Raw genomic sequence first — 14,758 nt, 5'->3', positions numbered from 1 at the left:
AGACCGATTAGCGCTAATCCGTTGCTGAATTTATTTCACAAGTCCATCCACTCATCGCCTCTCACTGAACACGTTGTGCTTCGTTATTCTTGAAAATTATGCGCTCTGGCCGTCGGTCAGGGCGGAACATTCACCTAACGGAGCCGTGTATGAACTATACGCATCTTGGCCGCACCGGCCTGAAAGTCAGCCGCCTTTGTCTCGGAACCATGAATTTTGGTGACGTCACCGACGAGAAAACCAGCGCCCGCATTCTGGATGAAGCGCTTGAGGCGGGTATAAATTTCATTGATACAGCAGACGTGTATGGCACTGAACAATCACCCGATATCCAGCAAGGCTCGGGGCTGTCCGAAGAGATTATTGGTCGCTGGCTCCAGCAGGGTGGCCGGCGAGACAGTATCGTTCTGGCGACGAAAGTCTATCAGCCAATGGGGCCAGGTCCGAATGATCGCCGTCTTTCTGCTTACCATATTCGCAAGGCCTGCGAGGACAGTTTGCGACGGCTTAAGACCGACCATATTGACGTCTATCAGATGCATCACATCGATCGCTATACGCCATGGGAAGAGATCTGGCAGGCCATGGAACTCCTTGTTCAGCAGGGAAAAGTGCTTTATATCGGTAGCAGCAATTTCGCGGGCTGGGACATTGCGACTGCGCAGTCAGTGGCCACGGCCCGTCATTCCCTTGGCCTGGTTGCTGAGCAAAGTCTCTACAATCTGACTGCCCGAACTGTTGAGCTGGAGGTCATTCCCGCATGCCGCCATTTTGGCCTGGGATTGATCCCCTGGAGCCCACTTGCCGGAGGGTTGCTTGGCGGCGCACTGAAAAAGATGGCAAGCGGGCGCCGTGCAAGGCCCGCGTTTGCCCGTCTAATTGAACAACACCGTCCTCAGCTGGAAGCCTACGAAGGATTATGTGAGGACCTCGGCGAAACCCCTTCCGATGTGGCGCTTGCGTGGCTCCTGCAGAATCCTGTCGTTACTGCTCCACTTATCGGGCCTCGTACGGTCGAACAACTCCATCAGGCGCTTCACGCAACGACAATCGCGCTATCAGACGACACCATGAGCTGTCTCGACGAAATCTGGCCCGGACCCGGGGGAGAAGCGCCCCAGGCTTATGCCTGGTAATCACCAAATTAATGAATCCTTTCTTCGCTTTAGGGAGTTCCAGTTTATGAGCAAGATGATGCATGACCAGCATTCTGCTTCTGTACCCGCTTCCCGGGATCGTCGCAATTTTCTGATCGCCGGCGCCGGTCTGGCGTTGGCCGCTAGTACTCTTGGCAGTAGCGGAGCAGTGATGGCGAACCCGGCTGGTCAGGACACGTCGAACGCCCCTTCGGATGCTGTTCCCGTCCAGAAGGAGACCTTAACCACGCGTAAACTCGGCTCGCTGGAGGTATCCAGCATGGGACTCGGGTGTCTGCCTATGGTGGGGTATTACGGCGGTGGTCCGCGCGATCGTAAAGCCATGGTTTCGCTCATCCGGGCCGCCTTCGAACAAGGCATTACGTTCTTTGATACTGCCGAGGTGTATGGTCCCCATCTCAGTGAAGAATTTGTCGGGGAAGCACTGGCCCCCGTTCGCGATCGTGTGGTGATTGCCACTAAGTTCGGTTTCGGCGTGGAGGAGGGGAAGCCAACCTCCCTCAACAGCCATCCTGACCATATCCGCCGCGCCGTAGAGGGTTCGCTAAAGCGTCTGAAAACGGACCACATCGATCTGCTTTATCAACATCGCCCCGATCCGAATGTGCCGATTGAGGATGTGGCGGAAACTGTGAAGGCGTTGATCCAGGAGGGTAAAGTGAAACACTGGGGATTGTCGGAAGCGAGTGCCAGGACAATCCGCCGCGCACATGCGGTACTCCCTGTGACTGCAGTACAGAGTGAGTATGCCATGTGGTGGCGTGAACCGGAGACACGGATATTTCCAACGCTCGAAGAGCTGGGTATCGGCTTTGTACCTTACTGCCCGACCGCCCGGAGTTTCCTTGCCGGGGCAGTCAATCCAAGCCAGCGATTCGACAGCTCCGATCGGCGGCATAACCTGCCACGCTTCCAGCCCGATGCACTGGCCAAAAACATGGTGCTGCTTGAATTCGCGCAGTCGTGGGCCCGTCGCAAAAACACCACTCCGGTTCAGTTCGCGCTGGCCTGGGTGATGGCGCAGCGGCCCTGGATTGTCCCTATCCCGGGTACGACGCAATATCCGCACCTAATAGAAAACAGCGGTGCACCGCAAGTCCGGTTGACGGACAGCGAGCTACGCGAAATCGATGCGGCGCTTGCCAAAATCCCATTGCAGGGCGGTCGCGCCGATCCGTTTACCGAAAGTCAGTTTGATAAAAATTAATACCTGCTGTCACAGGGAGACTGCAGGTAAAGTCTCCCTCAGTGCTATTGCCGGGGATAAACCACATGAATGGACTAAATCATAACGCGCTTACCCACAGTGCCGTCCCCATCCCGCCCTGCGAGCGTTCTCTTCAGACCGTGGAGGCCCAGCCGTACTTCAGCGTTTCAGAGGGGGCGCTTGTGCTCGAAGGGGCTGTGTTCGATCGGAACAATAACCTGCTGTTTGTTGATGTGGCGACGGGACGCGTGTTTAAGCTCACCCCGGAGCGGCAGCTTTCCATTGTACTTAAGGGGAATACATTCGGTGCTTCCGGCCTGGCGGTACACAAGGATGGACGGATCTTTATTGCGTCGGTGGGCGATATGCAGCGAGGTTCAGTCCGGGCTATCGAACCCGACGGCACCCGTGAGCAGATGGTTGTTGCTCCTGATGCTGGATTTCTTGTCAACGACCTGGTCTTTGATAATCAGGGCGGATTTTATTTTACTGACAGCCGGGGAAATTCAGCCGATCCACAGGGTGGGGTGTTCTACGTTAGTCCCAACGTCGGGTCAATTCATACCATCCTGCCTGGACTCGCGGTCGGGAACGGCATAGCGATTGACTCCGCCGGCTCTCAGATATGGGCCACAGAACACGCTAAAAACAGGCTTCATCGCGTAAGATTGTCAGACGCCACCACGATTGCCCCCTTTGGTTCGGTTGTTACCTATCAGTTCACCGGGCCGGCTCCAGATGGGGCCCGTGTCGACAGCGAAGGCAATGTATATGTGGCCATCTCAGGCCAGGGGCGCGTCATGGTCTTCAACCGCAACGGACTGCCGATTGGGCAAATTGTGCTGCCTGACCGCGACAAAGGTCGTAACCTTAAATCGACAAGCCTGGCGATCCGACCCGGACATCACGAGTTGTTCATTGTCACCAACAGCGGGAACGAACCTGGTGGAGCGATGATTTTTCGATCGGGCGCATTCGCGCCGGCACCGCTTCCCTTTTCACATCAGTGACCGGGCATGAGTGTCCTGGGGGACCCGGCAACGCCGGGCCAGGGTAGGGCATTAACAGTCCTGTATTGCTGAAGGCGGCGTGAGCGAAGGGGGCGTATCCGGAAGCGGGGGAATGATCCCGTCGACGGGGTGCGGCAGATAGAGTGCCTCGAGTTCCGTGATTTCAGCATCGCTAAGTGAAAAGTCCAGTGCGCTGATAGCCGTGGAAAGATGTTCTGGTTTGGTCGCGCCAATGATCGGGGCTGTGATGACCGTTTTTGATAACAACCATGCAATTGCGACATGAGCTCTTGGCACATCGTGCTTTTCGGCAATTCTGGCAACAACATCAATAACGGGCTTATCCAGAAGGGCTGCGTTCTCGTACATTTTTAATGCAAAGGCATCGTTTTGCGTTCGTCGGGACGTGACACTCCAGTCGCGCGTGAGCCTGCCGCGTGCCATCGGACTCCAGGGGATCACACCAACGCCCTGGTCTTCACACAGGGGCAGCATCTCGCGCTCTTCTTCCCGGTAAAGCAGGTTGTATTGCGGTTGCATCGTAATAAATCGGGTCCAGCCGTTACGCTCTGCCGTATGCTGCATTTTTGCAAAGCGCCAGGCTTCCATAGATGATGCGCCGATGTAACGTACTTTTCCTGATTTAACGAGGTCATGCAGAGCCTCCATGGTCTCTTCAACAGGCGTAGAGTGGTCAAAGCGGTGAATCTGAAAGAGATCCACGTAATCCATGCCTAAGCGCATCAGGCTATCGTCAATAGACTGAAAAGTGGCCTTGCGGGAAAGAAACCCGGTATTTGGGGAGTTGCGCCACGGAAAGAAGGTCTTTGTCGCCACAACGATCTCATCGCGTCTGGCCATTTCTCTCAGCGCTTTTCCTGTGATCTCTTCAGAACTTCCGCCCGAGTAGATATTCGCGGTATCAAAAAAATTAATGCCTGCTTCAAGCGCCTGACGGATGAGTGGCCGTGACGCCTTTTCATCCAGGGACCAGGGTTGAGGCAGGCGTTCAGGTTCACCATAGCTCATACACCCGAGGCAAAGACGGGAGACTTTCAAACCGCTACGACCCAGATTCACATACTTCATTCTGTGTTCCTTCTTTTATTGCCAGCAATTCTGTATACAACAGGGTATTGCACTGACATGAAGGGAACCAGCATGCGCCATCGAATGGTGTTGTGAGCTTTTTTCACTAATGGGCGTAATCGTTATTCATATCATCATTCCTGAAATCATTTAACGCAGTACGACAGACCTAATGGAATAAAAGGGGGACCTGAAAATTCACAACATGGTATGATACCTATAAAGCCTATTTAACATAATATACATTATGCGCACCAATGAGGAATTGCTCAAACATAGAGGTTCTTGTGGCTTGTATGGACCCCATCAATGGCTATCGCTCACCATCCTGTAAGTTCTTTACCACTCCGTATCCTGGCTCAACGTTTATGCAGGTTTCGTGCGGCCAGTGTCTTAGCTGCCGCAAACACTCTCTCGAATGGACAACTCGCTGTATGCATAAATCCCGGATTTGCGGTCGGATCGGTTTCAGCAAACGTCAGCGTAAACACTTCTCAGGATGAACTCTCCGTTCCGTTACCTCGCGTTCACTTTTCTTTCTTTATAAATACAAAAGCATTTACCTCAGTTGTTTGCCTTAGATAAGCTTGAACCGTTTTCCCGTTTCCACATGCACGGGCACTGGGATCCTGATGGAACAACAATGGCCGCAGCCATAACATTAGCCGCAGAGCGTGCCGGGATTAAGGCGAAAGTGAAAATGTTTCCCTGGTGGCTGGTCTCCGCGATGAGTCCCTTTAACACCACACTGCGTGAGATGCAGGAGATGCGCTACCTATGGGAGCAGACGGTTGAGATGGATAATTCAAAACTGATTGCTTTTTTAGGCCATGAGCCGCAGACCCCTCTTATCGATGCCGTGCATTCCACATTAGCGGGTCAGGGTTGTATTTAACATAACTTCAACTTCCTCGTTTAGAGAGGATTGAAAGATGTCTGATATACTTAAGCTTTTGATAAATACAGCCCTGAACAAATGGAAATTGAACTGGATAAGAGCTTTAAAGAGCGAATCTTTCATGCCGTCATTTTTGAAGTGACGGCCAACGTTATCATCGCCTTGTCGCTTGCCTGGCTGATGAACGTGTCGGTTCTCCAGTCCGGCTCGCTGTCCGTAATATCTGCACTTACCGCAACGGCCTGGAATTTTGTGTTTAATAAACTCTTTGACTCGCTGCAGAAAAAACGCCAGTTTCAACGAACCTTCCTCGTTCGTGCAATCCATGCGGTTGGTTTTGAAACTGGACTGATCGTCACCTTAATCCCTGTCGCGATGGTGATGCTGAATTTAACCATGACTGAGGCATTTTTTGTTGAAATCGGTCTGGTGCTGTTTTTCCTGCCATACACGATGCTGTTTAACTGGCTTTATGACTACCTTCGCTGGATATGGGTCGGACGGAAACGCTCTGCCGTGTAGCGAGATATCCGTCACAATGACACGCTCCTGAAAGCATGCGACTCCACTCGCCTTCTATACTCTTAATTTCTCTACATCTTTTCAGGAGTCGACAATGTTTGATCATGTTAAATTCGGCGTGAGTGATTATGAAAAAAGTAAAACGTTCTTCCTGGAGGCGCTAAAGCCGCTTGGGGTGGAACTCATTGATGAAGGTACGCCAGACTACGGTGTCGAAATGAGTTCAGGTGACGTTTCGCTCTGCCTTTACCAGACACCGGAAAAACCGGCGCCGCTTCATCTGGCGTTTGTTGCTAATACCCGTCAGCAAGTCGATGCGTTTTATCATGCTGCCCTGCGCGCCGGCGGACGGGATAACGGTGGACCGGGATTACGCCCGTACAGCGAACACTACTATGCCGCTTTCGTCATCGCGCCTGATGGTCATAACATCGAGGCGGTGTGCCATGCGCCGCAGAGCGTGTAGCTCAACGCTTCTTCACTCATGCCCTGAGGCTAGCACCACGGATACTCCTTTAGCCGATACCGCGCGGATCCAGTTCTTATCGGTATTGTCTTCAACGACGATAGTGTTTACCGAAGACACGTCCCCGATGACGAACGATGAAGCAGCGTTTATCTTTTCCGGAGACGCCAGGACTACCGTCTCGGCGGCTCTGGCGGAAAATGCTCGTTTGATGCATGCCTCTTCAAAATCACCGGTTGTTAGTCCCGCGTCAGGATGGATACCGGTCACACCCATGAAAAACAAATCCGCGTGAATATTTTCGATACCTTCGATGGCCGCTGCGCCAACCGCGACAATAGAGTGTTTATATAAACGGCCACCGATCAGAATGACCTCAATGGACGGATGATCGACGAGCCCCAGGGCAATACTCGGGCTGTGCGTGACCACCGTGATACGCAGGTCAGGCGGTAAAAAGGTAATCAGCGCCGACGTTGTGGTGCCACCGTCGACGATCACTACCTGGCCTGAAGAAATCAGCTGCGCGCCTTTGCGGGCCACACGTTGTTTTGCATCCATTTTCACAGACTGGCGTTCAGCAAACGGAGCAACGGCGGAGGATGACGGCAGAGCGCCGCCATGCACGCGCTGTAAACGCCCTTCTGCCGCCAGCTCGCGTAAATCGCGTCGGATGGTGTCTTCTGAAACATCGAAGAGCACGCTGAGCGCTTTAGACTGGACCTGACCCTCGGCGCTGAGTTTTTCAAGGATCAATTGTTTTCGCTGACTGGTGAGCATCATGACTTCCCGAGGTTGCATGTTTTATCTTGAAACTGCACGATAATGCTGTTTATGATGATTACTCTACGTAAGGAGGAACAAACGTGCAATCAAAACGTGCAGATGTACGCATCATCAACAGTGAAACGCTGTCAGATAACTGGTACGTCCTTAAAAAATACACCTTCGACCTGCAGCGACGTGATGGCGAATGGCAGCGGCAGCACCGTGAAGTCTACGACCGTGGCAACGGCGCGACGATTCTGCTCTATAACCGCGATAAAAAGACGGTGATCCTGACCCGCCAGTTCCGCTTTCCTGTGTTTATTAATGGCCATGAGGATAATTTGATTGAAGCTGCGGCGGGGTTACTGGACAACATGGATCCCGAAAGCCGCATAAAAGCCGAAGCGGAAGAAGAGACCGGCTTTCGCGTGTCTCGCGTGCAGAAAATCTTTGAAGCCTATATGAGCCCGGGCTCCGTCACGGAAAAACTCTATTTTTATGTTGCCGAGTACCAGCCGAAAGACCGAACCGGCACAGGCGGCGGGATCAAGGCAGAGGGAGAAGATATCGACGTGCTGGAAATGCCCCTGGAAGAGGCACTACGCGGCATTGAAACCGGCAAGATAGTCGACGGGAAAACCATCATGCTGCTTTATCATGTTGCGCTGAAAGGCATTCTGTAACCGCCTGCTCTCCTGACGCCTGCCACGGTGCAGGCGTCTGCCTGTGCTATTCTTGCAGAAGCATGCAAAACGGAGAACCGAAGATGGCCGACTGGAACCCTGCTCTTTACCTGCAGTACGGCGCAGAAAGAACGCGTCCTGCCGCGGAACTGCTCGCCAGAATTCCTCTTGATGAGGCCGCCACCATTGCCGATCTGGGCTGCGGGCCCGGAAACAGCACAGCGTTGCTGAGGCATCGCTGGCCTTCCGCACACATCACCGGCGTTGACAACTCCCCTGCCATGCTCGAGGAAGCACGCGCCGCGCTACCTGACTGCCACTTCGTTGAGGCCGATATTCGCCAGTACAAACCGGCTCAGCCCCTGAGCCTGATCTATGCCAACGCGTCGCTGCAATGGGTTCCTGACCATTACACGCTGCTGCCTCACCTTGTCTCCCAGCTCAGGTTAAACGGCGTGCTGGCGATCCAGATGCCTGACAACTGGCTGGAACCCACGCATGTGGCAATGCGTGAAGTGGCGCTCGAGCAAGACTACCCTGACCGCGGCCGCGAAGCTCTGCCGGGCGTACATGCCTATTACGACATCCTGTCGGAGGCCGGTTGCGACGTAGATATCTGGCGGACCACCTATTTCCATAAAATGAATTCGCACCAGGCGATTATCGACTGGGTCAGCGCCACCGGTTTACGCCCATGGCTTCAGGAGTTGAATGAGAGCGAGCAGAAACGTTTTCTGAAACGCTACCATGAACTGCTGGAAGAGCAGTATCCGCTCCAGGAAAACGGGCAGATACTGCTGGCTTTTCCCCGGTTGTTTATCGTCGCTCAACGTCAGCCCTGAGCCGATTATGAACGGGCTTCTTTGAGCAACTGCTGAATAACCTTTTCCTGTTGCTCATAATCACCTTCGCCAAAGGCGGTATAGCGCAGCTGCCCTTTGGCGTCAAAATAGTAATGTGCGGGCCAGTACTGATTGCCAAAAGCATTCCAGATTTGATAGTTGTTGTCCGTCACCACCCGATACGGTAGTTGCCATTTATTGACCGCATTTTTTACCGACGAAAGCGGTTTTTCCCACGGATATTCCGGAGTATGGACCCCAATCACGACCAACCCCTGAGATTGGTATTTGGTGGCCCAGTCCCGCACATGGGGGAGCGTATGCTGGCAGTTGATACAGTCCCACGTCCAGAAATCGATCAGGACAACCTTCCCCCGCAATGATTCAGACGTGACAGGGTCACCGTTTATCCACCCTGTTCCACCGCTTAGCGAAGGCAACTGGCTGCTGGGTTCGGTCATGACTACCGGCTGGAGCTTCACCGGCGTGGTCGCAGGCTTCGCCAGATTTAACAGCGCGGTCTCAAGACGGTCCGCGACGCCGTTTGCTCCTTTCAGCAGCGAAGTCATCCCTGTCGCATTCAGGACGACTGCCGCTAACATCACCACACCCGCTCCCTGGCGCAGCTTCGCCATCAGTGCCGACTTTGCGCTTAACGGTGCCATCAACGTGCGGCCGCCGAACACGAGCAAACCCAGCATCAGCGCGCATCCGCTACCATAGGCGGCCAGCAGTGCGCCGGTGGCGATGGCCGAATGCCCCGCGATATTAATGCTGAAAATAGCACCCAGAATGGGCCCCGCGCAGGGAGACCAGAGCAGCCCGACCGCCAGCCCGGCCAGAAACGCTGATGCCATGCCGCGCGCTTGTCCACTTCGGGTGTTGAGGACGTTTCCGGCGCTCACGGCAGGGCCCGCCATGCGCTGGGCGAAGGACGGGAAAATTAAGGCCAGCGCGGCGGCGGCCAGAATGACGAGCGCGATCCAGCGTCCGATAAGGGTGGCTTGCGTTATCCAGTCGCTGGCGACGGTGACGACCATCGCGACCAGGGTGAACATCACGATCATCCCCGCGAGCAGCGCCAGAATATGGCGCCGCTGCCCCTGAAAACCGGCAAACAGGAGTGGAATAACCGGGAGCGTACATGGACTGAGCAGGCTGATCATCCCGCCCAGAAAAGCGATTACCAGAAACATAGTGACCTCACAAAACAAGTCCTGCGACGCTGCAGTGAGGCTATTTCATCGTACGGATGTGTTCCGGATGTGTGCAAACGCACGGGTTTTGTCTGGCTTTGTATCCTGATAGCGGGAGATACAAAGCCGTACAATTAACGGCGCGGAAGCGTAATGGAGACCTGCAGCCCGCCCCCGGCGCGATTCGCCAGGTTCAGCTTTCCGTCAAGCTGAGCGGTGAGCTGCGCGGCGATCGCCAGGCCAAGCCCCGTTCCGCCGGTATCGCGGTTGCGTGATGTTTCAACCCGATAAAATGGCTGTAACACCGCCTCAAGCTCGGCGTCGGGGATCCCCGGTCCGTCGTCCGCAATGTGAATAACTACCTCGCTCTCAGACGAATCATTTATCGCAATCGTGGCTCGCTCGCCGAATTTGAGAGCGTTATCCAACAGGTTGGTCATTACCCGTCGTAGCGCCTGCGGGCGCGTAACGATCGGCAGGCGGGTCTCGTTTGCCTGAAACTGCACGTTTTTACCGATATCCTGATAATCGCAGGCGATGCTGTTGACCCAGGCGTTGAGCTCCAGCTTCAGAGAGGTCTCTTCCAGGGATTCTGATGACCGGGCATAGGCAATACCCTCCCGCACCAGACGCGTCATGCTATCAAGATCGTTCAGGAGCTTGTCGCGAAGTTCAGGCTCCCCGGCCATTTCGACGCGCAATTTCATGCGGGTTATGGGTGTCTGGAGATCGTGCGAAATGGACGCCAGAATCTGTGCGCGCTCCCGCAGGTAGGACTGAATACGCGCCTGCATCGCATTGAAGGCGTGCGCTGCCCGCTGCACCTCCAGTGGCCCTTTCTCCATCATTGGCGTGCTGGACGCGGGATCCAGAGAATCCACCGCACGGGTAAAGTGCGAAAAAGGCCGCACCACCTGCCGCACGGCTATCCAGGAGCAGGCCGCCAGAAGCAGCAATTGCAGGATGAGCACCACCGGCAGCCAGCTGGCGACGGGCGGCATGCGTGGGATCAGGTCGATGGTCAGCGGCGCACCATCGTGTAACGTAAGATGAGCCTGAATATGGGAAACGGCCCCTGGAACCGCGGTAAAGCTGAGCGGGTACTGTGCCGCGAGCGTCGCGGTCAGGGTGCGGATGGCATCCTTTGAACGCTTATCCGTCGGCGCGGCGCCGGGCTCCCCGCGGCCCAGGATATACCGATAGTTACCCCGTTCGAGCCGCCCAAGCCAGGCGGCGCGTTCACTGGCCGGTAACCGGTCTAAAATGGCGACGCTCGTTGCGACATCGTTTTCCAGATTGCCGAGCATCACCGTGCGGGCGCTGTGCATGCGTTCAATCATGACCAGCGTCAGGCTCAGGGCGTTCGCCAGCAGCAGACCGGTCAGCACAACGATCAGTAAACGGGCCAGTAGCGAGCGTGGCCAGAGCCTCATTCATTAGCCTCTTTAATAATCACCGGCATGGTAAAGACATAACCTTCGCTGCGCACGGTTTTGATATAGGCGGGTGTGCGGGCATCTTCATTCAGACGCTGACGAACACGGCTCACCAGCAGGTCGATTGAGCGTTCAAACAGCTCGGCGTCGCGCCCCTGCGTCAGGTTAAGCAACTGATCCCGGGTCAGCACGCGCTGAGGATGGTCCAGGAACACCCGCAGCAGGCGATACTCCGCCCCGCTGAGCGCCACAATCACCCCTTCAGGATCGATTAAGTGGCGGGCGACGGTATCAAGCTGCCATTCACCGAACATCACCAGCCGCCCTGCTTCCGTTACCTGTAAATTGGGCGGCATTGTGCGAAAACGACGTAAAATGGCTTTGATGCGCGCCAGGAGTTCCCGGGCGACAAACGGCTTCACCACGTAGTCATCCGCGCCCATTTCCAGGCCCAGGATCCTGTCCGTCTCTTCGTTGCGCGCCGTCAGCATCAGAATGGGCAGATCTTTATGTTTGCCGCTGCGCAACTGTCGGCATAGCGTAAGTCCGTCATCGCCGGGCATCATGACATCCAGCACCACCAGGTCGATATGCTGTTTATCCAGCACGGCGCGCATCTCTTTGCCGTTGGCCGCGCCCGTCGCGCGGTAGCCAGATTTCCCGAGATAATCGACAATCAGTTCACGAATATCCCTGTCGTCATCGACGACAAGGATATGATCAATATGCTCCACCGAACTCTCCTGACTGAGGGGTAACGTATTGAAAATAGCACATATCACAGCTTATCCGCGTCGATAACCGCCTTGACGAAATCCTGCGGATCTTCCTGAGGCGGGTTGTGCCCCACGGTTGCCCCGAAGGTCCGGTGCTCATATTTACCGGTAAATTTAGATGCATAGGCCTGTGGTGCCGGGTGCGGCGCGCCGTTGTTTCCGCCCTCAATGGTGATGGTCGGGACGGTAATGTTCGGCAAGGCGGCCAGTTTTCGCTCGTAGCTGTCGTATTTCCTTTCCCCTTTTTCCAGCCCTAACCGCCAGCGATAGTTGCTGAGCGTCACCGCGACGTGATCCGGGTTATCAAGGGATTTGGCGCTGGCGTTAAAGACTGCATCGCTAAATTTCCAGTCGGGCGATGCCTGCGACCAGATTAAGCGCGCGAAGTCATGCGTGTTTTTGGCATAGCCTTGTGCGCCGCGCGCGGTGGCGAAATAGAACTGATACCACCACTGCTGCTCTGCTTTTGGCGGCAGCGGCTGTTTACCAATCTGCTGGCTGCTGATGAGATATCCGCTCACCGAGACCAGAGATTTCACGCGCTCTGGCCACAATGCGGCAACGATATCTGCCGTACGGGCACCCCAGTCGTATCCGGCAAATACCGCTTGTCTGATATTCAGGGCGTCCATCAGGTTGACGATGTCTTTCGCCATGGCCGAAGGCTGACCGTTGCGCGGCGTTTTTGCTGACAGGAAGCGCGTGGTGCCGTAGCCACGCAGCGAAGGCACAATGACGCGGTAACCTTTTGCCGCCAGCGCGGGTGCGACTTCGGCGTAGCTGTGAATATCGTAAGGCCAGCCGTGTAACAAAATGACCGGTTGACCCTCTTTCGGGCCGATATCGACATAACCGACGTTTAGATCGCCGGCGTTAATTTGCTGCGGATGATCAAAGGCGGCCGCAAAATTTGTGCCGGTGACTTCGGCCTGACAGGACATCACGGTCCCAAGAGAAACGGTCAATGCGAGGGTTGAGTAAGCAAGTTTGCTGAACATGTTGGTATCTCCGGTTGAGTACAATTCACGGGGATATCACAACATCTCAATGTATAGCGGATATGTGCGAATGCGGGTTTATTGCAAGCCTGTGTAAGTATCAGCAACGCGGATACAGTGTGATACAAACCCAGGCGTTTTAGCGTTATAGCGAGAGGCGGTAGCGAACGTAGTCGTCAGCCTCAGCGTATTTGTCATAGAGTTTTCGCGCCGGGTTGTTCTCCCGGGTAACCCAATACAGTTTTGACCACCCTTCACGCTTGCCTTCCTCAATCAGGGCATCAATGAGTGCTTTACCCGCTCCTGCCCCACGTTCGGAGGCATCCACAAACAGGTCTTCAAGGTAACAGACTGGGGCCGTTGACCAGGTGCCTTCATGCAGAATGCACATCGCAAAACCGATGACCTTTTTGTCCTTCTCTACCACGCGGCAGAACATGGGTGAGCTTTCAGATAGCGCCCTTTCCCATGTCGATGCCGTGACCGACTCATCAAGGTAGCAGTCATAAAAATGGGTATAGCCGTCCCACAGCGGTCGCCAGTGGGCGTAATCGTCTGCGCGTAAAGGTCTTACCGTAACAGCCATGCGTTCCTCACATTACACATTGATTGCCATTTCAAAACAGCGTAAATCAGCGCCCGCCATGCGCGAGTGATGATATTTTTCGTTCAGCGTGACAAAGCCCAGTTTCTGGTAAAACGTCCACGCGTTAGGCGTTGCATCGAGCGTCAGGCGGGTTATCCCCCGGCTGCGAGCTTCTTGTTTGAGCGCCTCGATAATTCGGGTCGCCATGCCTTTACCGGTTGCCGCGGGCAAGGTGAATATCGCCTCCAGACAGTGGGTATCCAGATCCAGATAACCGGTCGCCGCGACGTGGCCCTTTTCATCTTCCACCACGTAAAATGGGTAATCAATGACCATCTGCCGGTAGCGTTCGGGCATCAGATCGGGCGTCCAGCGCGCAATGACATCCGCGTCGTAGCTGGTTTTACAGCCGTGACGAATCGCCTGATTGCGAATATTCCAGAGTGTTTCGGCTTCCTGCGGATTCGCTTTTCGTAACGTCATATCACCTCTTTAACGGCTTTTTAACCGGATTTCACGTGCAACGCTGGCAAGATGCTGAGTGCGACAATAGAGGGTAAACAGCACAAAGCCGCTGCTATTCATCACCCTCCGACAAAGTATCAGCGCGAAGGATGCAATGACCAGTGGCCAAAGGCTCCCGTCATGAGAGAACAGGAAAAGCAGCGCCTGAACGAAGGTCATGACCAGCAGAAGTATGAACACTGCCATAAACCCCAACAATCCTGACGTCACCCCTCGGGCCAAAAGCACGCTGATAACAATGAGCGCGCCAGTCATGATTAATGATGGTACGAAAAAACTCAGCGCATGCTGTAAAGGGGACAAACCGGGCAACGTGCTGAGAAAAGGCAGAAGGTTTAACGCAAACGCCACCAAAAACAGAGGTAACAATGCCGCGACCGGATAAGGATTTTGCCGCGGAAGCTCGCTGAGGGGACGCGACAAAAACCGTTCCTCTTTAACCTGCTGGAGAAGATCCTGAAAACCCCGTCCGATTAAAAGAACCAAGAAACGCATCTATATTTCGCCCATTTTTGGTAGTGAATAACCACAGCACGCCTCGACAGAATGTGATAGAGATGAAAATACCAGAACGCAAACAAAAGCATAACGCTTAAATA

The 14,758-nt window shown here is 54.6% G+C and carries 17 protein-coding genes; 8 read left to right on the top strand and 9 right to left on the bottom strand.

What is annotated here, in order from left to right; genetic code table 11:
• The first annotated feature begins 149 nt into the window (after nucleotides 1-149).
• The 3 genes from EKN83_RS08915 to EKN83_RS08905 all read left to right on the top strand — a co-directional run bounded on the left by EKN83_RS08915 (nucleotide 150) and on the right by EKN83_RS08905 (nucleotide 3,374).
• Entirely contained in the window at nucleotides 150-1,136 is a 987-nt protein-coding gene (locus tag EKN83_RS08915) for an aldo/keto reductase (protein ID WP_126800715.1), read from the top strand.
• A 46-nt stretch (nucleotides 1,137-1,182) separates the two neighbouring features.
• Nucleotides 1,183-2,364: an aldo/keto reductase gene (locus tag EKN83_RS08910; protein ID WP_185857661.1), complete on the top strand. Its 1,182-nt coding sequence runs from the start codon at nucleotides 1,183-1,185 to the stop codon at nucleotides 2,362-2,364.
• Between the two features lie 65 nt (nucleotides 2,365-2,429).
• A complete protein-coding gene (locus tag EKN83_RS08905) occupies nucleotides 2,430-3,374 on the top strand; it encodes an SMP-30/gluconolactonase/LRE family protein (RefSeq protein WP_025756451.1) in 945 nt (314 codons plus the stop codon).
• A gap of 51 nt (nucleotides 3,375-3,425) precedes the next feature.
• Here the strand turns inward: EKN83_RS08905 and EKN83_RS08900 are convergent, their stop codons facing one another.
• Nucleotides 3,426-4,463, bottom strand: coding sequence for an aldo/keto reductase (locus EKN83_RS08900; protein ID WP_126800713.1), 1,038 nt, complete (start codon nucleotides 4,461-4,463; stop codon nucleotides 3,426-3,428).
• A 643-nt stretch (nucleotides 4,464-5,106) separates the two neighbouring features.
• Here EKN83_RS08900 and EKN83_RS08895 point away from each other — a divergent pair.
• The 3 genes from EKN83_RS08895 to EKN83_RS08885 all read left to right on the top strand — a co-directional run bounded on the left by EKN83_RS08895 (nucleotide 5,107) and on the right by EKN83_RS08885 (nucleotide 6,349).
• Complete coding sequence (locus EKN83_RS08895; protein WP_312845065.1) at nucleotides 5,107-5,358, top strand: hypothetical protein; 252 nt, start codon at nucleotides 5,107-5,109, stop codon at nucleotides 5,356-5,358.
• A gap of 81 nt (nucleotides 5,359-5,439) precedes the next feature.
• Nucleotides 5,440-5,883, top strand: a complete 444-nt coding sequence (locus EKN83_RS08890) for a PACE efflux transporter (protein ID WP_025756445.1) — start codon at nucleotides 5,440-5,442, stop codon at nucleotides 5,881-5,883.
• Nucleotides 5,884-5,977: 94 nt separating this feature from the next.
• Nucleotides 5,978-6,349 (top strand): VOC family protein, encoded by a 372-nt coding sequence (locus EKN83_RS08885; RefSeq protein WP_025756444.1) that lies wholly within the window; start codon nucleotides 5,978-5,980, stop codon nucleotides 6,347-6,349.
• Between the two features lie 12 nt (nucleotides 6,350-6,361).
• Here the strand turns inward: EKN83_RS08885 and EKN83_RS08880 are convergent, their stop codons facing one another.
• Nucleotides 6,362-7,129, bottom strand: coding sequence for a DeoR/GlpR family DNA-binding transcription regulator (locus tag EKN83_RS08880; RefSeq protein ID WP_126800765.1), 768 nt, complete (start codon nucleotides 7,127-7,129; stop codon nucleotides 6,362-6,364).
• A gap of 86 nt (nucleotides 7,130-7,215) precedes the next feature.
• Here EKN83_RS08880 and EKN83_RS08875 point away from each other — a divergent pair, with 86 nt between their 5' ends.
• Complete coding sequence (locus EKN83_RS08875) at nucleotides 7,216-7,800, top strand: NUDIX domain-containing protein (RefSeq protein WP_025756442.1); 585 nt, start codon at nucleotides 7,216-7,218, stop codon at nucleotides 7,798-7,800.
• A gap of 83 nt (nucleotides 7,801-7,883) precedes the next feature.
• Nucleotides 7,884-8,642 (top strand): trans-aconitate 2-methyltransferase, encoded by a 759-nt coding sequence (tam, locus tag EKN83_RS08870; RefSeq protein ID WP_095448934.1) that lies wholly within the window; start codon nucleotides 7,884-7,886, stop codon nucleotides 8,640-8,642.
• A gap of 5 nt (nucleotides 8,643-8,647) precedes the next feature.
• On the opposite strand, the gene EKN83_RS08865 is transcribed toward tam, so the two are convergent.
• From EKN83_RS08865 to EKN83_RS08835, 7 genes are all read right to left on the bottom strand, one after another.
• Nucleotides 8,648-9,838, bottom strand: a complete 1,191-nt coding sequence (locus tag EKN83_RS08865) for a cytochrome c biogenesis protein/redoxin (protein WP_126800712.1) — start codon at nucleotides 9,836-9,838, stop codon at nucleotides 8,648-8,650.
• A 134-nt stretch (nucleotides 9,839-9,972) separates the two neighbouring features.
• Nucleotides 9,973-11,271: an ATP-binding protein gene (locus tag EKN83_RS08860; protein WP_126800711.1), complete on the bottom strand. Its 1,299-nt coding sequence runs from the start codon at nucleotides 11,269-11,271 to the stop codon at nucleotides 9,973-9,975.
• Entirely contained in the window at nucleotides 11,268-12,008 is a 741-nt protein-coding gene (locus tag EKN83_RS08855) for a response regulator (protein WP_025756438.1), read from the bottom strand. Before EKN83_RS08855 ends, EKN83_RS08860 begins: the two co-directional genes overlap by 4 nt.
• A gap of 44 nt (nucleotides 12,009-12,052) precedes the next feature.
• A complete protein-coding gene (locus EKN83_RS08850; RefSeq protein WP_126800710.1) occupies nucleotides 12,053-13,048 on the bottom strand; it encodes an alpha/beta fold hydrolase in 996 nt (331 codons plus the stop codon).
• Nucleotides 13,049-13,193: 145 nt separating this feature from the next.
• Nucleotides 13,194-13,634, bottom strand: a complete 441-nt coding sequence (locus EKN83_RS08845; protein WP_126800709.1) for a GNAT family N-acetyltransferase — start codon at nucleotides 13,632-13,634, stop codon at nucleotides 13,194-13,196.
• A 12-nt stretch (nucleotides 13,635-13,646) separates the two neighbouring features.
• Nucleotides 13,647-14,117, bottom strand: coding sequence for a GNAT family N-acetyltransferase (locus tag EKN83_RS08840; RefSeq protein ID WP_025756435.1), 471 nt, complete (start codon nucleotides 14,115-14,117; stop codon nucleotides 13,647-13,649).
• Between the two features lie 9 nt (nucleotides 14,118-14,126).
• On the bottom strand, nucleotides 14,127-14,654 hold the full coding sequence (locus EKN83_RS08835; protein ID WP_126800708.1) for a hypothetical protein: 528 nt from the start codon (nucleotides 14,652-14,654) through the stop codon (nucleotides 14,127-14,129).
• Between the last annotated feature and the right edge of the window lie 104 nt (nucleotides 14,655-14,758).

Source organism: Enterobacter sp. WCHEn090032 (assembly GCF_003986875.1).
Classification (GTDB): domain Bacteria; phylum Pseudomonadota; class Gammaproteobacteria; order Enterobacterales; family Enterobacteriaceae; genus Enterobacter; species Enterobacter sichuanensis.
Note: the sequence above shows the minus strand (reverse complement) of the source record. Positions and strands in the feature narration are given on the sequence as shown.